The sequence below is a fragment of the Acidovorax sp. GW835-FHT14G06 genome (assembly GCF_058793595.1).
This window is the reverse complement of sequence record NZ_JBXAGA010000004.1, coordinates 156,479-179,095: the sequence shown is the minus strand read 5'-3', so window position 1 is coordinate 179,095 and position 22,617 is coordinate 156,479. Positions and strand designations below refer to the sequence as shown.

Genomic DNA, 22,617 nt, shown 5'->3' with positions numbered 1-22,617 from the left:
TGCGCAAAGAAGGCGGCTCAGGCCGCCTTCTTTTTTTGGGCAACTGAGCAAGCACCGTACTGGGCACCAATACCCGCAAGCGACAGAAGACGGTCGTCCAGCAGGTACCATTTCAGGCCGTGGGTGCAGCCAGCAACCCGCACTTTCCAGGCCCCGCTTAACCCTCCGAGGTCCACGAACCCTTCGCCCCCCATGCTGTTCCTGCTGTCTCCCGCCAAATCGCTCGACTACGACACGCCCGTGCCCGAGAGCCTGCCGCACACCACACCCCAGTTTGTGCCGCAGTCCACCGCGCTCATCGAGGTGCTGCGCGAGCAGTCGCCGCAGCAGATTGCCTCGCTGATGGAACTGAGCGATGCGCTCGCGGCCCTGAACGTGGCACGCTACCAGGCCTGGCGCCCCCGCTTCACGGCCACCAACTCGCGCCAGGCGGTGCTGGCCTTCAATGGCGACGTGTACGAGGGGCTGCAAGCCCGCAGCCTGAGCGCTGACGACCTAGACTGGTCCCAGAGCCATGTCGCCATCCTCAGTGGCCTGTATGGCGTGCTGCGGCCGCTGGACCGCATGCAGCCCTACCGCCTGGAGATGGGCACGCGCCTGGCCACCGACGCGGGCAGCAACCTGTACCAGTTCTGGGGCCGCCAGATTGCCGAGCACCTGAATGTCCGCCTGCGATCCGACACCACGCCCGTGGTCGTCAATCTCGCGTCGCAGGAATACTTCAAAGCCGTGGACCGCAAGGCGCTCAAGGCCCGCGTGATCGAATGCGTGTTCGAAGACTGGAAGGGCGGCGGCTACAAGATCATCAGCTTTTATGCCAAGCGCGCACGCGGCCTGATGGCGCGCTACGCCATCACCCATCGCCTTGCCACGCCCCACCAGCTCGAAGGGTTTGATCTGGACGGCTATGCCTTTGCCCCGGCATCCTCCGAGCCCGAGCGCCTGGTCTTCCGGCGCAAGACCCCGGCCTCCGCATAAATCCGCCCACCACCCTGCTCTTGTTGAAGGACCGCCATGGCATCGCGTTCTGACCAGCACCCGGACAGCACTACCACCACCCAGCACGCCAGCGCAGCGCGGCAGGCCATCACCCCCGAGTTGCGCCGCTGGATCATCGAGCAGGCCCAGGCGGGCTACGCCGCGCCCGTGGTGCTGCAGTCCATGCGTGACGCAGGCTGGGACGAAGACGTGGCGGCGGATGCGCTGGAGATCACGCTGCAGGAGCACCTGAACGATCTGGCCGTGCAGCAGGGCCTGCCCTCGGCCGTGCGAGTGCCCGAGCCCCGGCTGGATGAATCCCCCGCGCAGGTGGACTGCGGAGACCGCACCGTGAATGTGCTGCTGGCCATGGCACAGCCGCGCATCGTGGTGTTTGGCAATCTGCTGTCGCCCGAGGAGTGCGATGCACTGATCGCCGCTGCAGAGCCCCGCATGGCACGTTCGCTCACCGTGGCCACCAAGACCGGGGGCGAGGAGATCAACGCCGACCGCACCAGCGACGGCATGTTTTTCCAGCGCGGCCAAAGCCCGTTGATCCAGCGCATCGAGGAGCGCATTGCACGCCTGCTCCAGTGGCCCATCGAAAACGGCGAAGGCCTGCAGGTGCTGCACTACCGCCCGGGTGCCGAATACAAGCCCCACTACGACTATTTCGACCCCGCCGAGCCTGGCACGCCCAGCATCATCCAGCGCGGCGGCCAGCGCGTGGGCACCCTGGTGATGTACCTGAACACGCCCGACAAAGGCGGCGGCACCACCTTCCCAGACGTGCACCTGGAGGTCGCGCCGCAGCGCGGCAATGCTGTGTTCTTCAGCTACGAGCGGCCACACCCGTCCACCCGCACCCTGCACGGCGGCGCCCCGGTGATCGCCGGGGACAAATGGATTGCCACCAAATGGCTGCGCGAGCGGGAGTTTCAGTAAAAACCCGGCATGCGCTAGTCGAACATGCGCCAACAGCTATAAAAATAGTAGCAACAGCACAGCCCCCCCTTGGAACCCACACACCCGAAAGACCAGGCCATGAACACGCCAGAACAATCGCAACTCGGCAAGGCATCGGCCTATATCGACCAGTACGACGCCTCGCTGCTGTTCCCCATCCCGCGCGCGGGCAAGCGTGCGGAGATCGGCATCACCGGCGCGGCGCCCTTCTTCGGGGCTGATCTGTGGACGGCGTTCGAGCTGTCATGGCTCAACCAGCGGGGCAAGCCGCAGGTGGCGCTGGCGCACATCACCGTGCCCTGCGAGACGCCCAACATCGTCGAGAGCAAGTCGTTCAAGCTGTACCTCAACAGCTTCAACAACACCCGCTTTGCCGACGCTGCCGAAGTGCAGGCACGCATCCGCGCCGACATCAGCGAAGCCGTGTGGCGTGGCGCCGAACACCCCGCCACCGTGGGCGTGAAGCTCATCGCACCAGAGCTGTTCGACCAGGAGCCCGTGCACGAGCTGGACGGCCTGAGCCTGGACCGGCTGGACGTGGAATGCACGCGCTACCAGCCTGCGCCCGACCTGCTGACGGCCACATTCAACGAAGCGCCCGTGACCGAGACCCTCACCAGCAACCTGCTCAAAAGCAACTGTCTGGTGACCGGACAGCCCGACTGGGGCAGCGTGCAGATCAGCTACAGCGGCCCGCAGATCAACCAGGAAGGGCTGCTGCAATACCTGGTGAGCTTTCGCAACCACAACGAGTTTCATGAGCAGTGTGTGGAACGCATCTTCATGGACGTGTGGACCCGCTGCAAACCCATCAAGCTCACGGTGTATGCACGCTACACGCGCCGCGGCGGGCTGGACATCAACCCCCTGCGCACCAGCCACCCGCAGGCCCTGCCGCGCAACGTGCGCACTGCCCGGCAGTAGGCCTGCCCCCGCCGCCCGTCAACCGACCGCATCCGTCAGTTGCGCGCATCGATCCAATCGCACCGCAGGGTGTGGCGCAGGTGCGCGCGGGTGCGCCAGGCGACATACAGGCTGGGGACAAAAATGCCGATCAGGCAGACCGGCGCAGCGCAGGGCTCGCCAAAAGCGCAGATGGGAAACCAGCCCACCCAGCCCAGCATCCAGACCGTCAGCACCAGGTCCCACAGGTGGTATTCGAGCGGGTGGTCGGCCTTGTGCGCCACATGCCACTGCTTGATGCGCTGCAGCTCGTCGAGGGTCATGGTGATCTCCCGGACAACGGGAAAATCACTGTAAGTTACGAGTAAGAATTCGTCAAGGTGCGAGTGTCACTTGGCGGCTCATTGCAGCGCCGTTCACCCCAGCCGGAACACATCCACCGAGCGGCCCAGCGACACCGCGCTCTCCTTGAGCCCCTGGGCTGCAGCGGCCGACTCCTCCACCAGCGCAGCGTTCTGCTGCGTCACGGTATCGAGCTGGGTCACTGCCTCGTTCACCTGGGCAATGCCTTGCGACTGCTCCTTGGTGGCACTGCTGATCTGCTGGACCAGCGTGCTCACGCGCTCCACGGCGTGCACGACACCCTCGATGGTGGTGCCCGCATGGTCCATCTGCTGCGCGCCGCTGGCGATCTGGTTCACAGTGACGCCGATCAGGCCGCTGATCTCCTTGGCCGAGCTGGCACTGCGTTGCGCCAGTGCCCGCACCTCGCCAGCCACCACCGCAAAGCCCCTGCCCTGCTCGCCCGCACGGGCAGCTTCCACAGCGGCGTTGAGCGCCAGCAGGTTGGTCTGAAAGGCAATGCCCTCGATCACGCCCACGATCTCGCTGATCTTGGTGGACGACAGCTTCATCTGCTGCATGGCCGCCCCCACCTCCTGCACCGCCTGGCCACCGCGCGTGGCGATGTCGCTGCTTTGTGCGCTCTCGTGCGACACCTTGGCTGCTGTCTCCGACGTCTGCAGCACCGTGCTGGCCAGTTGCTCCATCGCAGCGGCGGTTTCTTCCAGGCTGCTCGCCTGTGACTCGGTACGGGCGGACAGGTCCATCCCGCCGCGCGCGATTTCATCGGCCGATTCGATGAAGTTGCGCACCTCGGTGCGCACGTCGCCCACCACGGCGCGCAGGTTGACCTGGGTCTGCTGCAGGCGCTGCATCAGCGCACCCAGGGGCTGGGGGTAGTCGGTGCCCACCGACGTGGCGAGGTTGCAGGCCGAGATGTCGGACGCGAAGCGGGTGGCATCGTGCACGCCCTGCAGCACGGTGGCCTGAAAGCGCCACAGCGTCCACCCCGCCCCCAGCAACAGCAGCACCAGGCGGGCCACCCAGGCGGTGGTGCCTTGCAGACCCATCACATCGGGCAACAAGGCCAGCAGCACCGTCACCAGCAGCAGGATCGCCATGCGGGGCAGCAACGCCATCTGCGCCAGGCGCTGCTGCCAGCCACGCACTCCGCGGTAGCGCACGTTGCCCGAGTCCAGGTAAAAGCTGCTTGCGCCCGAGGCCGCCTCACTGCGCATCTGGGCATACAGGGCTTCTGCAGCAGAAATTTCTGCCGCGCTGGGCTTGGTGCGCACCGACATGTAGGCACGTGGCTTGCCGCCTTCCATGATGGGGGTGACATTGGCGCGCACCCAATAGTGGTCGCCGTTCTTGCGGCGGTTCTTGACCAAGCCCGTCCAGGGCTCCCCCCGGCCAATGGTGCGCCACATGTCCTTGTAGGCATCGGCGGGCATGTCGGGGTGGCGGATGATGTTGTGGGGCTGGCCGATGAGCTCGTCGTAACTGAAGCCGCTGACGCGCACAAACGCCGGATTGCAGTGGGTGATCTCGCCCTTGGTGTTGGTGCTGGACACCAGCAGCTCATCACCGGGGTAGTCAAAATTCTGCTGGGTTACGGGAAGGTTGATGCGCACTCGAAGCTCCTGAAGGGCCTGCGGCAGGGGCAGGCAGCGCGGCTTTTGGTGGGGTGTTGTTGTAACCGCTTGATACGAATCAAGTCTAACTGCTCATTCCCCCGCTTGGCTCCAAAAGGTGCCTCCCCACGCCCGTTAATGCGCTAACACTTTGAACCTGTTCAGAGCCTTTTTGGAATCCGCTGCGTTAAAAAAGCTGCCCGGTTTCCAGGGCCACTTCCGCCTGCGGCCCGCGCCGACGCCCATCGGCAGCCACAGTGGCACGCGGCTCCAGCGCTGGCTCCTCTCCCCGCCGCGCCAGCGTGCTGGCCCGCACGCCCAGCAGCCGCAGGCGCTTGTCCAACGGCACGCGCTTGAGGCATTGCCCGGCCAGCTGCCGGATGGTGGCTCCGTCGGCGGTGTAGCTGTCGGCGGTGTGGTCACGCGTCGCGATCTTGAAGTCGTCGTAGCGCAGCTTGATGCCGATGGTGCGCGCCACATAGCCCTTGCGCTGCAGGTCATCGGCCAGGCGCAAACACAGGTCAGTGAAGATCGCGCCCAGTTCGGCCCGGTCGCGCACCGCATGCAGGTCGCGGTCGAAGGTGGTCTCACGGCTCATGCTCACCGGCTCGCTCTCAGTCACCACCGGGCTGTCGTCGCGGCCCCAGGCCACACGGTGCATCCACGCCCCGGTGGACTTGCCAAAGTGGCCCATCAGCCATTGCTCATCCTGCGCAGCAAGCTGCCCGATGCTCTCAATGCCCAGCCGCGCTAGCTTCTCGCCCGCCTTGGGACCGATGCCATTGATCTTGCGCACGTTCAAGGGCCAGATCTTGCTCTGCAGGTCTTCCTCGTAAACGATGGAGATGCCGTTGGGCTTGTTGAACTCGCTGGCCATCTTGGCCAGCAGCCGGTTGGGCGCCACGCCGATGGAACAGGTCAGCCCGGTCCTGTCAAAGATGCTTTTCTGGATGAGCCTCGCCAGCACCCGCCCGCCTTCGCGCTGCCCGCCGGGCACGTCGGTGAAGTCGATGTAGACCTCGTCCACCCCCCGGTCCTGCATCACCGGTGCAATCTCGGTGATGGTACTTTTGAACAGGCGCGAGAACCGCCGCACCTCCTCAAAATCCACCGGCAGCACAATGGCCTGCGGGCACAGCTTGGCCGCCTTCATCATGCCCATGGCCGAGCCCACGCCGAACTGCCGTGCGGGGTAGGTGGCAGTAGTAATGACCCCCCGGCCCACGTAGTCCTTGAGCAGCGGAAAATCTTCCACCGGGATGAAGCGCCGCTCGCGCTCCGCGGTGCCGTCTGGCCCGCGCAGCAGCAGCTCGTCCACCTTGCGCCGCCCCCCGCCGATCACCACAGGCAAGCCCTTGAGCTGCGGATAGCGAAGCAGCTCGACGGACGCGAAGAACGCGTCCATGTCCAGGTGCGCGATACGGCGCAGCTTGCCGGTAGGGGCAGCCTGCGCAGGAGGTGGGGTTTCAGAAGAATCGGGCTCGGTGGCGGTCACACCCGGTATTGTGCGGGGCGGCGCCCTCCTACCGCAGACGGATGATTAGCGATTGCGCCGCGCGCTGCGCTCCCCGGCTCCGATGGCCCCCAGCATCAACACCACACCCCCCAGCTGCCAACCGCCCAAGGTGTGCTGAAAGTACACCCAGTCCACCACGATAGCGACCGTCGGATAGGCGAACTGCAGCACCGCCACCCGGGCCGTCGCCAGGCGGGCCATGCCCGCGTACATCAAGGTATACGCCAAGCCGGTGTGGATCAGCCCCAGCCCAGCCAGCCATGCCCAAGAGACACCCCAGGCAGGCCAACCGTGTCCCACAGGGGCCACCCACAGCACGGCCGCACCCAGCGCACATTGCCACCACGCCAGGGTCCCCAGCGGCAGCACCCCCAAGCGCTTGGCGACCACGGTGACGGTGGCTGTGCACAGCGCACCTATCAGGCACAGGCCCACGCCCACCCAGTAGCCTGGCGTGTGGCTACCGCCCGATGGAGCCAACCCCTCGGCCACGCCCGTGGCCAGCACCAGCCCCACCATGGCGACCAGCACCGACACCACGCGCTGCCGGGGCACGGACTCTTTCAACCACCAGGCCCCCAGCAGCAACACCCACAGCGGTTGCACATGGAACAGCACCACCGCCACCCCGGTGGGCACCTGCTGGATTGCGGTGAAAAACAGCCACCAGCTCGCCAACATGAGCCCGCTGAGCAGCAACACCCACGGCAAAGCAGCCCAGCCCACCCAGAGCCCCCGCCACAGTCCCACCCAAGACTGGTTGCGCCAGGCCATCCACAACGTGAGCCCCATGAGGCCAAACGCGCACCGGAACCAGGTCACTGTCAACGGCGCCGCCTGCGCCTCGTTCACAAACACACCGATGGTGCCCAGCAGCGCGTTGCCCAGCACGAATGCGACCCAGCCATCCAGCCGGCGGGCATCCGGCAGCATGTGGGCAACGGCCACAGGTGAAGCGGACGCTGGAACCACGGGTTCGGATGTACCTGAAACGGTAGGGGAAGACTGCTGCATATCCGCAGTGTGGCTGCCAGTCCATGCCATCCAAAGCGCATAATTTGAGCACCAATAATTCGATTATCGAATACATCATCACTAGGGCAATCCATGAGCTACCGCGATTTGCAATTCGACTGGCTTCAGTGCCTGGTGGCTGTGGTGGATGCAGGCTCGCTCTCCGGCGCGGCGGCCGAGGTGCACCGATCCCAGTCGGCGGTCAGCATGCAACTCAAAAAGCTCGAAGACGCCGTCGGCCACCGCCTGCTGGAGCGCGATGCCCGCAAGCAGCACCTCACGCCCGAGGGTGAAACCCTGCTGGGCTATGCGCGCCGCATTCTGGAACTGCATGCGGAAGCACATGACGCACTGAACGGCGACGCCCTCACAGGCCGGGTGCGGCTGGGGGTGCCGGATGACTACGCAGCGCGCTACCTCACGCCCGTACTCAAACGCTTTGCGCCCCGGCATAGCGCGGTGGAGATTGAGCTGGACTGCGAGCAGTCCACCGCACTCATCCCGCGCGTGGCCAATGGTGGCCTGGACCTGGCCCTGATCTCGCGCGACCACGCACGCCGGGGCACGCTGCTGTTCCATGAGCCCATGGTGTGGGTGGGGTCGGCGCAGTTCGAGTTGTGGAGGCGTGACCCGCTGCCGATTGCGGTGTACGAATCGGCCAGCCTGGCGCGGCGCGGCGCCATCCACGCGCTGGCGCAGCAGGGGCGCCGCTACAAGGTGGTCTATCACAGCTCCAGCCTGGCCGGGCAAATTGCAGCGGTAGAAAGCGGTCTGGCCGTGGCCGCCCTCACCCACTGCAGCGTGCCACCGCAGCTGCAGGTGCTCGGCACGGAACAGGGACTGGGGCCTCTGGCGCCCATGGAGGTAGCGGTGTACCGCAGCCGCGCATCGCGCGGCTCCAAGGCGGTGGACAACCTGCAGAACCTGCTGGTGCAGACCCTGAGGCAATCAGGCGGCGCCCGCGTGACCGGCTGAACGCCTAGCGCCTACTTACGAAACGGGAGCCTACTTCTTGGAGAGTGCAGCGCTGCGGATGCCCTGCAGCGTGCCCGTGGGCGTGATCGCCTCGGGGTCGATCAGGCAGTGCAGCACGCTGGGCAGGCCGCTGGCACGGGCGCGCGCCAAAGCGGGGGCAAAGTCTTCCGTCCGCTCCACCCGCTCGCCGTGGCCCCCAAAGGCCTGGGCGTAGGCCTTGAAGTCGGGGTTCTTGAGCTGCGTAGCGCTGATGCGGCCGGGGTATTCGCGCTCCTGGTGCATGCGAATGGTGCCGTACATGGCGTTGTCCAGCAGCACCACGATGATGGGCAGACCGTACTGAACGGCGGTCGCAAATTCCTGACCGTGCATCAAAAAGTCGCCATCGCCCGCAAAGATCACCACCTCGCGCTGCGGCCACAGGCGCTTGCCGCCCACGCCTGCGGGCAGACCGTAGCCCATCGACCCGCTGGTGGGCGCCAGCTGGCTCGCGTAGGTGGTGAAAGGCCAGAAGCGGTGAATCCAGGTGGCAAAGTTGCCAGCGCCGTTGCAGAAGATGGTGTCGGCAGGCAGCACGTCTTTGAGGTGCTGCATCACCTGGCCCATTTGCAAGCTGCCAGGGATGCGGATGGGCGCCGGATCGCTCCAGGCCAAGTACTCGGCATGGGCAGCTTCAGCGTGCGCCTTCCAGGGCACGGCCGCCGTGGGTCGCACAGAATTCAACGCAGAAGCGAAAGCCTGGGGCGTGGCGTGGATGGCCTGGGTGGGGCGATACAGCTTGCCCAGTTCATCCGCATCGGCATGCACATGCACCAGGGGCTGCACGGGGGTGGGAATGTCGAACAGCTCGTATCCCTGCGAGGGCACTTCTGACAGCCGCCCACCCACCACCAGCACCAGGTCCGACGCCTTGATGCGCGCCAGCAGCTTGGGGTTGACGCCCAGACCCAGGTCACCGCCGTAGCAGGCATGTGTGGCCGGGAACAGCATCTGGCGGCGGAACGAGCAGTACACCGGGATGGACCACGCTTCGGCAAACGCGGTGAACTCGCGCACCGCCTGCTCAGACCAGCGGCTGCCGCCCAGGATGGCCACGGGATTTTTGGCGGCTTGCAGGCGCTGGGCCAGCTCGGCCATCTGCGCAGTGCCAGGGTGGGTCTCCGTCACCTGGTAGGGCAACGCGTCGGCCACCGTGGCGGCTTCGGTCAGCATGTCTTCGGGCAGCGCCACCACCACGGGGCCGGGGCGGCCGGATGTGGCAATGTGGAAGGCGCGCGAGATCAGCTCGGGCACACGCGCCGGGTCGTCGATCTGCACCACCCACTTGGCCATGGTGCCGAACACCGCGCTGTAGTCCAACTCCTGGAACGCCTCGCGCCCCATGGCCCCGCGCGCCACCTGGCCCACGAACAGGATCATCGGCGTCGAGTCCTGGTGGGCAATGTGCACACCGGCCGAGGCATTGGTGGCGCCGGGCCCGCGCGTCACAAAACAAATGCCGGGCTGGCCGGTGAGCTTGCCCTGCGCCTCGGCCATCATGGCCGCCCCGCCCTCCTGGCGGCACACGGTCACGCCGATGTCGGCATCGTGCAGCGCATCGAGCACAGCCAGGTAGCTTTCGCCGGGCACACAAAACAATTGCTTCACGCCATGCGTGATGAGCTGCTGGACCAGGATCTGGCCGCCGGTGCGGGGGGTGGAGGGCGTGGTGTTCATGTCAGCGGTGACGGGTCAAAAATGGTAATCAGAAAACGTCAAAACAGTGCATGGCATGCACGCTGAATGCGCGCGCAGGCCTCTTGCAAGTCAGCCGTGGATGCAGCGTACGAGATACGGAAGTACGGTGCCAGCCCCAGCACCCCACCGGGCACCACCGCCACATGGTGCTCGCGCAGCAGGTAGGCGCAGAAGTCGGCATCGGTGCGCAGCAGCATGCCGCCCGGCGTGGTGCGGCCCAGCACACCTTCGCAACTGGCAAAGGTGTAGAACGCGCCCTCCGGCACGCGGCAGCGCAGGCCTGGCGAAGCATTGAGCGCGGCCACGACCAGGTCACGCCGGTCCTGGAACGCTTGGCAGCGCTCGCGCACCACGTCTTGCGGCCCCGTCAGTGCCGCCACGGCAGCAGCCTGGCTGATGGACGAAGGGCACGATGTAGCCTGGCTCTGCACCACGGCCATGGCAGCGATGAGCGCCTTGGGGCCAGCACCGTAACCCAGACGCCAGCCGGTCATGGCATACGACTTGGAGACACCATTCACCGTCAGCGTGCGATCGCGCAGCGAGGGCAGCACAGCGGCGGGCGTGGCAAAAGCCCGGCCGTCGTACAGGATGTGTTCGTAGATGTCGTCCGCCAGCAGCCACACCTGCGGGTGGCGCTCCACCACTTCCAGCACGGGCCGCAGCTGCTCGGCACTGTAGGCGGCCCCGCTGGGGTTGGAGGGCGAGTTGATGAACACCCAGCGCGTGCGCGGCGTGATGGCCGCCTCCAGCTGCTCGGGCGTGATGCGAAAACCGTTGGCCTCGGTGCAGGGCACCACCACCGGCACGCCGCCCGCAATCAGCACCATGTCGGCATACGAGGTCCAGTACGGCGCGGGCAGGATCACCTCGTCGCCAGGGTTCACCGAGGCCATCAGCGCGTTGTAAAGGATCTGCTTGGCACCCGCGCCTGCGGTGATCTCGTTGAGCTGAAAGTCCAGCCCGTTGTCGTGCTTGAACTTGTGCTGAATGGCGGCCTTTAGTTCGGCCGTGCCATCCAGCACCGTGTAGTGCGTCTCCCCCCGCGCCATGGCCTGCTGCGCGGCCTCCAGGATGTGCGCGGGCGTGTCGAAGTCGGGCTCGCCCAGGCCCAGCACGATCACGGGCTGGCCCTGGCGCTTGAGCTGGTTGGCCTCTTGCGTCAGGCGCACGATTTCCGAGACGCCGATGGCGCCGAGGCGGTCGGCCGCGCGGAAGGCCGTGGCGGGGATGGCAGCGTTCATTGCTGGTAGGTCTCCAGGGGCTTGTCGTTGGGGGTGGCGAACAGCTGGCGCAGCGTGGTGCCCAGTGGAAGGTTCAGGCTCATGTTCTTGGGCGGAATGGGGTTCACAAACCACTTGGTGTAGATCTTTTCCATCTCGCCGCTTTGCATCAGCTTGGTCAGCACACCGTCCACCGCCGCCTTGAACGTGGGGTCGTCCTTGCGGAACAGCAGCGCAATCGGCTCAGCGCCCAGCGGCTCGCCCACGATGCGGTAGGCCGATGGGTCCTTGGAGTTGGCAATCATCCCGGCCAGCAGGTTGTCATCGAGCACAAAAGCATCGGCGCGGCCGGTTTCAAGCAGCAAGAAGCTCTCATGGTGGTCCTTACCCAGCACAGTCTTGATGGACGCGCCACCCAGCGCGCGCTCTTGCTTGCGCAGCAATTGCACGGCGGTGGTGCCGGTGGATGCCGCAATGGTGCGGCCTGCGAGCTGGCTGACGGACTTCAGGTCCGAATCCTTGCGTACCGCCATGCGTACTTCGCTCACGTAAGTGGTCACCGCAAAGGCCACCTGCTGCTGGCGCGCGGTGTTGTTGGTGGTGGGGCCGCAGCCGATGTCCAGCGTACCGTTCTGCACCAGGGGCAGCGTGTTCTGCGCCGTCACGGCCATGTATTCGAGCTTGGCGTCAGGCGCGATTTCTTTCAGCACGCGCTCGCACAACTCCACGTGGTAGCCCACGTATTTCTCATTGGCGCCCAGCGCGTAGGCCATGGGCGGCGAAGTCTCGCGCACGCCCAGCACGGCCTTGCCCGATGCCTTGATCTTCTCCAGCGTGGGCTGGGTGACCGTCTGCGCCTGCGCGGGGGCCGTGGCCATGCAGGCCAGGGCCAGGCCTGCGGCGAGCGCTGTGAAGGTCTTGCGGGAAATTGCCATGTCGTTGTCTCCGTATGTTTTGTGGTTGGCAGGTTGAGAAAGGGGTGAGGAAAAACTGGCAGCAACGATGCTGCTCAGATCACATTCTTTTCGAGCAGTGGTGCGTTGCGCGCAATGCGTTCAATGGACAGCGGCGACAGGTCCAGGCTCCGGTATCTGCCCGTCAGCAACAGCTCGGCCACGCCCCGGCCCACAGCCGGGCACTGCTGCAGGCCATGGCCCGAAAAGCCGTTGACAAACACCAAGTTGTCGCACGCCGGGTGCAGGCCCACGATGGCGTTGTGGTCGAAGGTGTTCATCTCGTAATAGCCCGCCCAGGCGCCCTGCATGCGCAGCGCCTCAAAGCCCGGGACGCGTTCGGCCAAGGTGGGCCAGATGTGGTCCTCGAACGCGGCGTACTCAGGCTCCAGTGGGGCAAAGTCGGCGTCGTTGTCGGCTGCAGGCGCAAAGCCGCAGATAAAGCCCTTGCCCTCGGGCCGCAGCCAGATGCCGCTGGTGTCGATGAGCAGTGGGCAGCCCGGCAGCGCTGCTGGGCTGCCCAGGTTAAAGACGGTGCGACGCTTGCCCACCACGGGCAAATCAATTCCCGCCCAGCCCGCAATGGCTGCCGCCCAGGGGCCACCGGCGTTCACGGCGTAGCGGCAAGGCAGCACGGCGCCGCTTTGCAAGCGCACCGCGTTCACATGCAACACGCCATCGCTGGCCGCCGTGTCGAGGCCCACCGCCTCGTCGGCCACATAGCGCACGCCCTGGCTCTGTGCCTTCTTGCGCAGCGCGGTCAACAGCAGGTAGCCGTCAAACCACCCCTCGCCCGACAGGCCCAGCGATCCCAGCGCCACATCCCGCAGTGCCAGCCACGGAAAGCGCTCGGCCAATTCACGCGGGCTGAGCAGCGCCACGTCGGCACCGTACTGCCTTTGCAACGCATAGTTCTCGCGCAGCGTGGCCTCGCCTGCCTGGGTGGCCAGATACAGGTAGCCGCCTTCGTGCAGACCGATGTCCGGCACATCGCCGTTGCAGGCCAGCAGCGTGCCCACGTTGCGCAAGAAGCCGATGCCAAACGCCGATATCTGGATGTTGATGTCCGTCGAGAACTGCTGGCGGATGGAGCTGGCCGACAGCGCCGACGATGCACGTGCATAGGTCGGGTCGCGCTCAACCACCACCACCTCGCTGCCCGGTTGCTGCAGCGTGAGGAAGTACGCAATCGCACTGCCAATGACACCACCGCCGATGATGACGATGGGGTGTGATTCCTTAGCGATCAACATGAACGGGGCAACCAGCGCGTGGGTTACACGTCAAACGTCACGCCCTGCGCCAACGGCAATGCGGTGGAGTAGTTGATGGTGTTCGTCGCCCGGCGCATGTAGGCCTTCCAGCTGTCCGACCCCGCCTCGCGGCCACCGCCGGTTTCTTTCTCACCGCCAAACGCGCCGCCAATTTCGGCGCCGCTCGGCCCAATATTCACGTTGGCAATGCCGCAGTCCGAGCCCGCGGCCGACATGAACTGTTCAGCCTCGCGCACATTCAGCGTGAAGATGGACGACGACAGTCCCGCGCCCACGGCGTTGTTCATGGCAATGGCTTCGTCGATAAGTTGATAGCGCACCACGTACAGGATGGGCGCAAAGGTTTCGTGCAGCGCGGGGCCTTCGTGCTTTTGCAGCTCTACCAGCGCGGGGCGCACGTAGTACGCATCTGCACCGCCCAGGCCTTCCACGCGGCCACCGCCGTGCACCGTGGCACCCAGCGCGCGGCTTTGCTCCAGCGCTTTTTGCATGCCGTCAAATGCAGGGCGGTCAATCAGCGGGCCTACCAGCGTGCCAGCGGTGCGCGGGTCGCCCACCTGCACGTTGGCGTACACCTTGGCCAGCTGGGGCACCAGCTGGTCGTAAATGCTTTCGTGCACAAACAGGCGGCGCAGCGTGGTGCAGCGCTGGCCCGCCGTGCCCATGGCGGCAAACGCAATGCCGCGCAGCGCCAGGTCCAGGTCTGCCGTGGGGGCGACGATGGCGGCGTTGTTGCCACCCAGCTCCAAGATGCCGCGCGCAAAACGCGCTGCCAGGCGCGGGCCCACGGCACGGCCCATGGCGGTAGAGCCTGTGGCCGACAGCACGGGCACGCGGGCGTCGTCTACCAGCACCTCGCCAAGGTCACGCTGGCCCACGATCAGCTCCAGCAAGCCCTCGGGCGCGTCGCTTCCAAAGCGTGCGATGGCGCGCTGCGCAATCGCGTGCGTGGCCAGGGCCGTGAGCGGGGTCTTTTCCGAAGGCTTCCACACCACCGAATCACCGCACACCAGCGCCAGCGCCGCGTTCCACGACCACACGGCCACAGGGAAGTTGAAGGCCGAGATCACGCCGCACACGCCCAGCGGGTGCCAGGTTTCCATCATGCGGTGGCCGGGGCGCTCGGTGGCAATCGTCAGGCCGTACAGCTGGCGCGACAGGCCCACGGCAAAGTCGCAGATGTCGATCATCTCCTGCACCTCGCCCAGGCCTTCGGACGGGATCTTGCCCGCCTCGATGGTCACCAGCAGGCCGAGGTCCGCCTTGGCGGCGCGCAGCTCTTCACCCAGCAGGCGCACCAGCTCGCCCCGGCGCGGTGCGGGCACATTGCGCCATGCCAAAAAGGCTGCATGCGCGCGGCCGATGGCAGCGGTGGCATCGGTCGGGCTTTGCTGTGGCACCTGGGCCAGCACCTCGCCCGTGATGGGCGAACGTGCCGCCAGCGTGCCGCCGGTGTAGGCGGCGCGGGGCACGCCCAGGCGTTGCAGCAGTTGATCGACTTCGGACACAAGGGGGGTGGCGGCAGGGGTGGCAGACATGGCGGCTCGCAAAGGTGAGTGGAGGCGAATAGAAGGAAGCAGCGTGGGAGAAAACGCGCGATCAATGTGCCAATATCCGCCAATCGCACCGTGCTGGATAGCAAAAAAATGGAACTACTTAATCACAAATCAGCATGAAGTACCTGAAAATGGCAGAGCTACCCGAGCTTGATGTACTAGCGCCACAGCCCAAAACCATGCCCAACCTGACAGAGCCGCTCATTCCCTCTGCGCATGATTGATCCCATTTGCCACCATGACCCTGCTGCGCCGCGCCTTCCTGCCCTCCACCGCCGACCTGCTGGCCTTTGAGGCGGCGGCACGCCACCAGAGCGTGTCGCGCGCGGCCGAAGAGCTGCACCTCACCCAAAGTGCCGTGTCGCGCCAGATCCGCCAGTTGGAGGAGCAGATCGGCACCGCCCTCTTCCACCGTGTGCGCCAGCGCGTGGTGCTGACCGACGCGGGCCGCGTCTACGCGGCCGACGTACAAAACGTGCTGCAACAGCTGTCTGCCAGCACACAAAAGGCCATGGCGTTCTCCAGCACCGACGGCCTGCTCAACCTGGCCGTGCTGCCCACGCTGGGCACGCGCTGGCTCATCCCGCGACTGGGCGGCTTCATGGCGCTGCACCCTGAGGCACTGGTCAACTTCTCGGCCCGCACCGAGCCGTTTGACTTTGCAGGCACACCGTTTGACGCTGCCATCCACTTCGGCACGCCGCACTGGGCAGGCGCCGTGTGCGAATACCTGATGCACGAAGAAACCGTGCCCGTGTGCAGCCCCGCTTACCGCGACCGCCACAACATTCACACACCGCAAGACCTCACGCGCGTGGTGCTGCTGCAGCAAAGCACCCGCCCCACCCAATGGGCCGAATGGTTCGAGCTGGTGGGCGCCCCCACCGCCCTGGCCCTGCGCGGCCCGCAGTCAGAGCACTTCGCCATGATCGCGCAGGCCGCTGTGTCCCACCTGGGCGCGGCGCTACTGCCGCGCTTTTTGATCGAGCAGGAGCTGGCAGCAGGGAGCCTGGTGGAGCTGTCAGACCAGGTGCTGACGAGCACCGATGCGTATTACCTTGTGTACCCGGAAGCGCGGGCGCAGACGCCGCTGGTGAAGGCGTTCAGGGATTGGGTGGTGGGGGAGTGCGCAGTGCAGAGGTTGGGGAAAGGATGACGGCGGCAGCGACCACCAGCATGTCGAATTCGTTCAAGACGCCGCCCCCAGGGCCAGGGCACCATCCTGCGTCATGCAACTTGAATCCCTCGACACCCATCTCTGGCACGCCACCCACGCCTTCAAGGCCAATGGCCTTCCCATCACCACACGCATGACGGTGGTGCGCCTGCCGGGGCACCAGCTTCTCGTCCACTCACCGATTCCGATGCCCGCCGGCAGTGCACTGCTGGGGCAGCTGCAGGCACTTGGCACGGTAGCTTTCATCGTGGCGCCGAACAAGATGCACCACCTGTTTCTGGCGCCTTGCGCCCAAGCCTTCCCGAACGCCAGGGTGTTTGGCCCCAAGGGCCTGGTACAGAAGCGCCCAGACCTTGCGGCCAAACTGCATGAACTGCCCGCAGGCGACCTGCCGGAATGGCTGCCAGACCTGGAGCATTTGGCTTTTGAGGGCATTCCCGCAGGCAATGAGTCGGTATGGTTCCACCGAACGTCGGCCACGCTCATCGTGACAGACCTGCTGCAGTGGATGGCGGGTGACCTGTCTTGGTCCACGCGTGTCTATGCCACGCTGACCGGGGTGAGACGGCAACTGGCCGTTCCGCTCACGGTGCGCGCGCTGGTGCGTGACCGTGGTGCCGCAGCCCGCAGCGCTGAGCGCGTGCTGCGCTGGCCCTTTGAGCGGGTAGTGACGGCCCATAACCAAGTGCTGGACAACCATGCCTACGCACAGGTCACACAGGCGCTCGCAGTGCTATGACCGAAAAAACACCCCATCATCTGCGGAACGCCGTGGGCCTCAATGCCACGCCACCACCCCGTACCCCTCAAAGATGTCGGAGCACATACCCCAACCCGGTATTGGCCAACAGCCCCACCAGCACCAGCCCACCGGCTACCCCGGCCGCATGTACCTTGCCGAGGGCTGCGCGCTCGCGCACCCAGTGCCATTCGGCGATACAAAACCACAGCAGAGCCAGCAGAAACAGCCCCACGCCGACCGCAGACAGCACCCCGCCCACCAGGGCCAGCGACGTGCTGATCGACACGGCCAGCGCAAAGGGTGCGACCAGGTAGCACTGCTCGTAAAACGGGTTGCGCAGGTTGAGACGGTGAATGGGTTGGCGGCTATGGCGCAGATACCACACAGCCCCGGCCAGCGACCAGATGCCAAAAGCCATGGTGCGATACAGCAGCAGGTTCTCCTCGGACTTCAGCAACGCGCCCGCGAGCGTGCCCATCGGAGGCGCTCCCTGCTTACGCAGAGCCAGATCGAGCACATGAGCCACCAGCACGCACAGGATGAGCAAAAGCGGCGGGCTGATCGCATCGCCGTAGAGGTCATCGCCTTCGCGGTCTTGCTCCGCCTGCACATAAGTGACCATCTGGCGCGGGCGCCGCACGATGCGCCACAAGGTCTTGGGCAACAACACCAGCCAGATCAGGGCTTCATACACAAAGTCTTCAAACGACTTGAGGATTTTGAGAAAGTCCACAAACAACTCCTTCAGGCCTTGGGCGCATCCAGTCAGGGGCCCACGCTGCGTGAAAAGGCCAGCGCAAAGGCCATGATCGCCCAGTCGTTAGCGATGTGAGCGATGGTGCTGGCCCACAGATTGCGGGTGTAGAGAAATACCGCCGTCAGCACCAGGCGCGCGGTGCCGATGACCAGCAAGGCCTGGCCGACATGCCATTGGTAGGTGGGCAGGTGCAGCGCACCAAACAGCAACGCCGTGGCCACCCACGCCACAGCAATTGCCCAGCGGGCAGGCATGCCGACGCGGTGCAGCAAGGCGACGGTGGCCAGCAGCGGGAGAATAGTGACCAGCTCCTCACCCAGCAATTGCACAGCCACCAGCGCAAACCGCGCTACCAGTTGTGCAGATGTCAGGCCCGCAACGGCATCCACACTGGCGTTGGCACTGAGGTGCGACATGCCAAGCCCATACACAGCCACCAGCCCAGGCAAGCCCAACACCAGTGGCACGGCAGCCAATGCCAACGCCACGTCGCGCCAGCGGGGGCGTCTGAAAAGGGCAACCCAGTCTGGGCCCACGGCGACGCGCAATCCTGCCCACTGCACGCCCACAAACAGCACTGCTGCCAACGCCCCGGTCCACGGGCTCGGGTCCCAGCCCGGCATCGTCAACAACAACACGAAAGCGATGGCACTGGCGACCCACAACGTCATGCAGCCGTTGGTGGACAGAGATACGGGATGGCCAAAACAGTAGGGCAAGTCCGGCTTCGCTGATAAGGAGGTTGGTGCGGGTGATGTATGCGGCAAGGTGGTTCCATGGGTATGCGCTGCATCCCTCCAAAAGGATGCGGCTCTGGCCCTAGGTTACCTGTGGATCAAGAAGACGGCCATGGGCCGCTGGGGCCTGCCCCTCACCGAATCTCGCATAGAAGAGGTGTGACTCTCAGTACCACACCCCAGGCCCCCCAGGCCGAGATTCAGGCCGCCTACTTCTGCTCCTGTCCCGCGGGCTGAATGGCCTGGTCGGGGCGCACGCTCGACAGGCTTTGTGCCGGCCGCCGCAGCGTCACATCAAACGGATTGATCTTGGGCCCCACTGCCAAAGCTTCGCGCTTGAGCAGTTCCACCACGGTGGGTAACCGGTCGTCATTGAGCCGCGCAGAAATGGTGCCCACGCTCAGCGCCGCCACCGCGCGCCCTTCGCGGTCCAGGATGGGTACGGCCACGCCAGCCATGCCTTCCAGCAACCCAGTATTGCGGCCCGCATAGCCCAGTTGGCGCACACGCTCGATTTCGGTGCGCAGATAGACCTCGTCAAACACGCCGTATTCGCGAACACGCGACAGGTTGAAGCGGATGACCTCTTCGCGCTCTGCCTCGGGCAAAAACGCCAGGATGGCCAGCGCGCCCTGCCCCACGCCCAGGGCCACGCGGCCGCCGATGTCGCCAGTGAACGAGCGGATGGGGAACGGCCCCTCGCTGCGGTCCAGGCACACGGCATCGAACCCGCTGCGCACCAACAGAAAGATGCTGTCGCCCAGGCTGGCGCACAGGCGCAGCAGCGCGGGGCGGCACAGGCTGCGCAGGTCGCCGGGGTTGCCCGCTTTGGCAGCCAGGGCGAAGAAGTCCATGCTCAGTCGGTAGAGCTTGCTGCGCTCGTCCTGCTCGACCATGCCCTCTGCCACCAGCGATTGCAGCAAACGGTGCGTGGTGCCTTGCGTGAGGCCCACGGCACGCGCCAATTGGGTGACTCGCCCGCCCTCGGCCTGCACGGCCGACAGGGCCCGGATGACGGCAAACACCCGGGGTACGCCGCCGGTGGCGGTGGATGCGGCTTCCATACCTCGCTCCTGTGGAATTCGTTGATCAAATTGAAAGCATCATATTTCATTGAGCGGAATAAATTCAATAAAAATTCTGATTAATGGAATACCCGAAGCATTCTGGTTTGTTTATTGCAATAGATTCAATTGAATCGAGCGGCTGTTCCAGCCTTTGTGCGGCACTTGCACCACCCAGGTGCAAGCACACCGAAGGCCCGCAGCCCATCCATGCAACTCCACAGCAGGTGACACGCACAGCCCCCAGGCAAACCGTGCGATGCCACCACCGGAAAGGCTTTCGCCATGTCGTTTCTCAAGCTCACGGATGTGACCAAGTTCTATGGCGGCACCTGCGCGGTGCAGTCCATGAACCTCACGGTGCAAAAGGGTGAATTTGTGTCGTTGCTGGGCCCGTCGGGCTGCGGCAAGACGACCACGCTGCAGATGGTGGCGGGGTTTGAGGCCGTGACCAGCGGGCGCATCGAACTCGATGGCAAGGACATCACCCACGCCAAGGCCAACACGCGCGGCCTGGGCATCGTGTTCCAGAGCTATGCGCTGTTCCCGCACATGACGGTGGCGGCCAACGTAAGCTTTGGGCTGGAGATGCGCAAGGTGCCCAAGGCCGAACGCGCCGAGCGCGTGGCCCAGGCGCTGGCGCTGGTGCACCTGGAAAAGCATGCCACGCGCTACCCGCGCGAGTTGTCGGGCGGCCAGCGCCAGCGGGTGGCGCTGGCACGTGCGCTGGTGATCGAGCCGCCCGTGCTGCTGCTGGACGAGCCCCTGTCCAACCTCGACGCCAAGCTGCGTGAGGAGATGCAGTTTGAACTGCGGCAGATTCAGCGCAAGGTGGGCACCACCACCATCATGGTCACGCACGACCAGAGCGAGGCCATGTCCATCAGCGACCGCGTGGTGGTGATGGAAGCTGGGCGCGCCACGCAGATCGACCACCCGCACCGCGTGTACGAACACCCACGCACGCGCTTTATCTCGACCTTTGTGGGCAAGGCCAACCTGTTGCCGGGCAAGGTGACGCATGCCAGTGGCACCCACACGCATGTGGCCGTGGGTGGGCTGACGGTGGAAATCAACGGCGCCCGCTACCGCCCCGGCGCCGCCGTGCTGCTGAGCGTGCGGCCTGAAAAAGTGCAACTGGTGCCCGCCGTGCAAGGCCGGATGGATGGCCAGGTGTACGAGCGATTCTTTCTGGGCAGCCAGTGGCTGTACCGCGTGGGCACCCCCGTGGGCGACCTGATGGTGTTGGCGCCCAACGACGGCCGCCCCGACCTGGCCGAGGGCGAGCGCACGGGCGTGGACTGGCCCGACCACTGCATGCGCCTGCTGCCCGCCGATGAGACCGCCCTGGCCGAGCCGGAGGCCAAAGAAATCGCCGAGGTGGCGCCATGAACTTGGCCACCACCTTGCTGCACAAAAAGGCCGCACCCTGGTGGCTGTCAGGCCCGGCGGTGGTGCTGTTCACGGTGCTGCTGCTGGTACCGCTGGCGCTCACGGCGGTGCTGTCGTTCAACGCGTTCGACCCGGCCGCAGGGGTGAAGGCGGGCGAGTTCACGCTGGAGCATTACGCCCATGTGTTCACCGATTCGTATTACCACACCATCTTCTGGCGCACGTTCTGGATTGCCGGGCTGGTCACGCTGATCTGCGTGGCGATTGGCGCACCCGAGGCCTACATCCTGAGCCGCATGGGCAACCCGTGGCGCTCCATCTTGCTGCTGGTGGTGCTGGCGCCACTGCTGGTGTCGGTGGTGGTGCGGGCCTTTGGCTGGAGCATGCTGCTGGGCCCCGAGGGGCTGGTGAATGGCGCACTGCAGTGGCTTGGCATTGGCCCCGTGAAGATGCTCTACACCGAGATTGCCGTGGTGATTGCGCTGGTGCATGTGATGCTGCCCTTCATGGTGATCCCCGTGTGGACATCGCTGCAGAAGCTGGACCCGGGTGTGGAGAACGCCGCCCTGTCGCTGCAGGCCACGCCGTTCACCACGTTGCGGCGCATTGTGTTGCCGCAGGTGCTGCCTGGCATCCTGTCCGGCAGCCTCATCGTGTTCGGCCTGGCGGCCAGTTCGTTCGCCATTCCCGGCCTGCTGGGCGGGCGGCGGCTGAAGATGGTGGCCACCGTGGTGTACGACGAGTACCTGCACGAGCTGAACTGGCCCCTGGGCGCCGCCATTGCGCTGACGCTGCTGGTGGCCAACCTCGTGGTCATGCTGAGCTACAACCGCTTGGTTGAAGGCCGCTACAAGAAAGCGTTGGGCTGAAACTATGCAGAAGAACGGACCTTTAGCCCTCGCGTTCAACGCGCTGGTCATCACCTTCATGCTCGCCCCCTTGCTGGTGGTGTGCATCGTGGCGTTCACGCCGCACAACACGCTGACGCTGCCCACCACCGAGTTCTCGCTGCGCTGGTTCAAGGCGGTGTTCGAACATCCGGACTTCGTGCAGTCGTTCTGGAACAGTCTGTGGCTGGCGCTGGCATCGGCCACGCTGGCCACAGTGCTAGCCGTGCCTGCGGGCATTGCCATCACGCGCTACGAATTTGCGGGGCGCGGCTTTTTGAATGGCTTGTTCCTATCGCCACTGATCATTCCGCACCTGGTGCTGGGCGTGGCCCTGCTGCGCCTGTTTGCGCTGCTGGGCGGCACAGGCAGCTTTGGCTGGCTGGTGTTTGCGCATGCGCTCATCGTCACGCCCTACACGCTGCGGCTGGTGGTGGCGGCGCTGGTGGGCTTTGACCGCAGTGCCGAGCATGCAGCCCTGTCGCTGGGCGCCAGCCAGGCCACGGTGTTCACGCGCATCACGCTGCCGATGATCCTGCCCGGCGTGACGGGCGGGTGGATGCTGGCCTTCATCAACAGCTTTGACGAAGTGACCATGTCGATCTTTGTCACCTCGCCCAGCACGGTGACGCTGCCGGTGCGCATGTACATGTACGCCACCGAGTCGATTGACCCGCTGATGGCTGCGGTGTCGGCACTGATGGTGGCCCTGACGGCCTGCGCGATGGTGATTCTCGACCGGGTGTATGGCCTGGACCGCGTGCTCGTAGGGCGCAAATAAATGGGCACG

At 65.3% G+C, this 22,617-nt stretch carries 21 protein-coding genes; 9 read left to right on the top strand and 12 right to left on the bottom strand.

Annotation, left to right across the window (positions count from 1 at the left end):
* Window positions 1–192 precede the first annotated feature (192 nt).
* The 3 genes from yaaA (at window position 193) to queF (ending at window position 2,868) form a co-directional block, all read left to right on the top strand.
* A complete protein-coding gene (gene yaaA, locus AC1Q64_RS08135) occupies window positions 193–978 on the top strand; it encodes a peroxide stress protein YaaA (protein WP_492250991.1) in 786 nt (261 codons plus the stop codon).
* A gap of 36 nt (window positions 979–1,014) precedes the next feature.
* Window positions 1,015–1,923 carry a 2OG-Fe(II) oxygenase gene (locus AC1Q64_RS08130; RefSeq protein WP_492250990.1) on the top strand — a complete coding sequence of 303 codons (909 nt, stop codon included), beginning with the start codon at window positions 1,015–1,017 and terminating at the stop codon, window positions 1,921–1,923.
* Between the two features lie 99 nt (window positions 1,924–2,022).
* Complete coding sequence (gene queF / locus AC1Q64_RS08125) at window positions 2,023–2,868, top strand: NADPH-dependent 7-cyano-7-deazaguanine reductase QueF (protein WP_110959394.1); 846 nt, start codon at window positions 2,023–2,025, stop codon at window positions 2,866–2,868.
* 35 nt (window positions 2,869–2,903) lie between these two features.
* On the opposite strand, the gene AC1Q64_RS08120 is transcribed toward queF, so the two are convergent.
* The 4 genes from AC1Q64_RS08120 to AC1Q64_RS08105 all read right to left on the bottom strand — a co-directional run bounded on the left by AC1Q64_RS08120 (window position 2,904) and on the right by AC1Q64_RS08105 (window position 7,272).
* On the bottom strand, window positions 2,904–3,170 hold the full coding sequence (locus AC1Q64_RS08120; protein WP_056061307.1) for a hypothetical protein: 267 nt from the start codon (window positions 3,168–3,170) through the stop codon (window positions 2,904–2,906).
* Between the two features lie 93 nt (window positions 3,171–3,263).
* Complete coding sequence (locus tag AC1Q64_RS08115; protein ID WP_492250989.1) at window positions 3,264–4,823, bottom strand: methyl-accepting chemotaxis protein; 1,560 nt, start codon at window positions 4,821–4,823, stop codon at window positions 3,264–3,266.
* A gap of 187 nt (window positions 4,824–5,010) precedes the next feature.
* A complete protein-coding gene (locus AC1Q64_RS08110; RefSeq protein WP_492251136.1) occupies window positions 5,011–6,228 on the bottom strand; it encodes a Y-family DNA polymerase in 1,218 nt (405 codons plus the stop codon).
* 135 nt (window positions 6,229–6,363) lie between these two features.
* Window positions 6,364–7,272, bottom strand: a complete 909-nt coding sequence (locus tag AC1Q64_RS08105) for a DMT family transporter (protein ID WP_492251135.1) — start codon at window positions 7,270–7,272, stop codon at window positions 6,364–6,366.
* A 174-nt stretch (window positions 7,273–7,446) separates the two neighbouring features.
* On the opposite strand from AC1Q64_RS08105, the gene AC1Q64_RS08100 reads away from it, so the two are divergent.
* Window positions 7,447–8,328 carry a LysR family transcriptional regulator gene (locus AC1Q64_RS08100; RefSeq protein ID WP_492250988.1) on the top strand — a complete coding sequence of 294 codons (882 nt, stop codon included), beginning with the start codon at window positions 7,447–7,449 and terminating at the stop codon, window positions 8,326–8,328.
* 30 nt (window positions 8,329–8,358) lie between these two features.
* Here the strand turns inward: AC1Q64_RS08100 and AC1Q64_RS08095 are convergent, their stop codons facing one another.
* The 5 genes from AC1Q64_RS08095 to amaB all read right to left on the bottom strand — a co-directional run bounded on the left by AC1Q64_RS08095 (window position 8,359) and on the right by amaB (window position 15,053).
* Window positions 8,359–10,044 carry a thiamine pyrophosphate-binding protein gene (locus AC1Q64_RS08095; protein WP_492250987.1) on the bottom strand — a complete coding sequence of 562 codons (1,686 nt, stop codon included), beginning with the start codon at window positions 10,042–10,044 and terminating at the stop codon, window positions 8,359–8,361.
* A gap of 38 nt (window positions 10,045–10,082) precedes the next feature.
* Complete coding sequence (locus AC1Q64_RS08090; RefSeq protein WP_492250986.1) at window positions 10,083–11,309, bottom strand: pyridoxal phosphate-dependent aminotransferase; 1,227 nt, start codon at window positions 11,307–11,309, stop codon at window positions 10,083–10,085.
* Window positions 11,306–12,223: an amino acid ABC transporter substrate-binding protein gene (locus tag AC1Q64_RS08085; protein ID WP_492250985.1), complete on the bottom strand. Its 918-nt coding sequence runs from the start codon at window positions 12,221–12,223 to the stop codon at window positions 11,306–11,308. Before AC1Q64_RS08085 ends, AC1Q64_RS08090 begins: the two co-directional genes overlap by 4 nt.
* Before the next feature lie 74 nt (window positions 12,224–12,297).
* Window positions 12,298–13,494 (bottom strand): NAD(P)/FAD-dependent oxidoreductase, encoded by a 1,197-nt coding sequence (locus tag AC1Q64_RS08080; protein WP_492250984.1) that lies wholly within the window; start codon window positions 13,492–13,494, stop codon window positions 12,298–12,300.
* A gap of 23 nt (window positions 13,495–13,517) precedes the next feature.
* Window positions 13,518–15,053 carry an L-piperidine-6-carboxylate dehydrogenase gene (gene amaB / locus AC1Q64_RS08075; protein ID WP_492250983.1) on the bottom strand — a complete coding sequence of 512 codons (1,536 nt, stop codon included), beginning with the start codon at window positions 15,051–15,053 and terminating at the stop codon, window positions 13,518–13,520.
* Window positions 15,054–15,309: 256 nt separating this feature from the next.
* On the opposite strand from amaB, the gene AC1Q64_RS08070 reads away from it, so the two are divergent.
* Together AC1Q64_RS08070 and AC1Q64_RS08065 are read left to right on the top strand one after the other, a co-directional pair.
* Window positions 15,310–16,227 (top strand): LysR family transcriptional regulator, encoded by a 918-nt coding sequence (locus AC1Q64_RS08070; protein ID WP_492250982.1) that lies wholly within the window; start codon window positions 15,310–15,312, stop codon window positions 16,225–16,227.
* A 73-nt stretch (window positions 16,228–16,300) separates the two neighbouring features.
* Window positions 16,301–16,987 (top strand): DUF4336 domain-containing protein, encoded by a 687-nt coding sequence (locus AC1Q64_RS08065; RefSeq protein ID WP_291439526.1) that lies wholly within the window; start codon window positions 16,301–16,303, stop codon window positions 16,985–16,987.
* 67 nt (window positions 16,988–17,054) lie between these two features.
* On the opposite strand, the gene AC1Q64_RS08060 is transcribed toward AC1Q64_RS08065, so the two are convergent.
* The 3 genes from AC1Q64_RS08060 to AC1Q64_RS08050 all read right to left on the bottom strand — a co-directional run bounded on the left by AC1Q64_RS08060 (window position 17,055) and on the right by AC1Q64_RS08050 (window position 19,548).
* Entirely contained in the window at window positions 17,055–17,723 is a 669-nt protein-coding gene (locus tag AC1Q64_RS08060; RefSeq protein ID WP_492250981.1) for a hypothetical protein, read from the bottom strand.
* A 32-nt stretch (window positions 17,724–17,755) separates the two neighbouring features.
* Entirely contained in the window at window positions 17,756–18,418 is a 663-nt protein-coding gene (locus tag AC1Q64_RS08055) for a CPBP family intramembrane glutamic endopeptidase (protein WP_156379467.1), read from the bottom strand.
* Window positions 18,419–18,693: 275 nt separating this feature from the next.
* Window positions 18,694–19,548, bottom strand: a complete 855-nt coding sequence (locus AC1Q64_RS08050; protein WP_056747541.1) for an IclR family transcriptional regulator — start codon at window positions 19,546–19,548, stop codon at window positions 18,694–18,696.
* Between the two features lie 285 nt (window positions 19,549–19,833).
* On the opposite strand from AC1Q64_RS08050, the gene AC1Q64_RS08045 reads away from it, so the two are divergent.
* Genes AC1Q64_RS08045 through AC1Q64_RS08035 form a run of 3 tightly spaced genes read left to right on the top strand, consistent with a single transcriptional unit; the run spans window position 19,834 to window position 22,608 of the window.
* On the top strand, window positions 19,834–20,940 hold the full coding sequence (locus AC1Q64_RS08045) for an ABC transporter ATP-binding protein (RefSeq protein WP_492250980.1): 1,107 nt from the start codon (window positions 19,834–19,836) through the stop codon (window positions 20,938–20,940).
* Complete coding sequence (locus tag AC1Q64_RS08040) at window positions 20,937–21,809, top strand: ABC transporter permease (protein WP_492250979.1); 873 nt, start codon at window positions 20,937–20,939, stop codon at window positions 21,807–21,809. The genes AC1Q64_RS08045 and AC1Q64_RS08040 overlap by 4 nt, the downstream gene beginning before the upstream one ends.
* 4 nt (window positions 21,810–21,813) lie before the next feature.
* Window positions 21,814–22,608 carry an ABC transporter permease gene (locus AC1Q64_RS08035; protein ID WP_121454591.1) on the top strand — a complete coding sequence of 265 codons (795 nt, stop codon included), beginning with the start codon at window positions 21,814–21,816 and terminating at the stop codon, window positions 22,606–22,608.
* Window positions 22,609–22,617 lie beyond the last annotated feature (9 nt).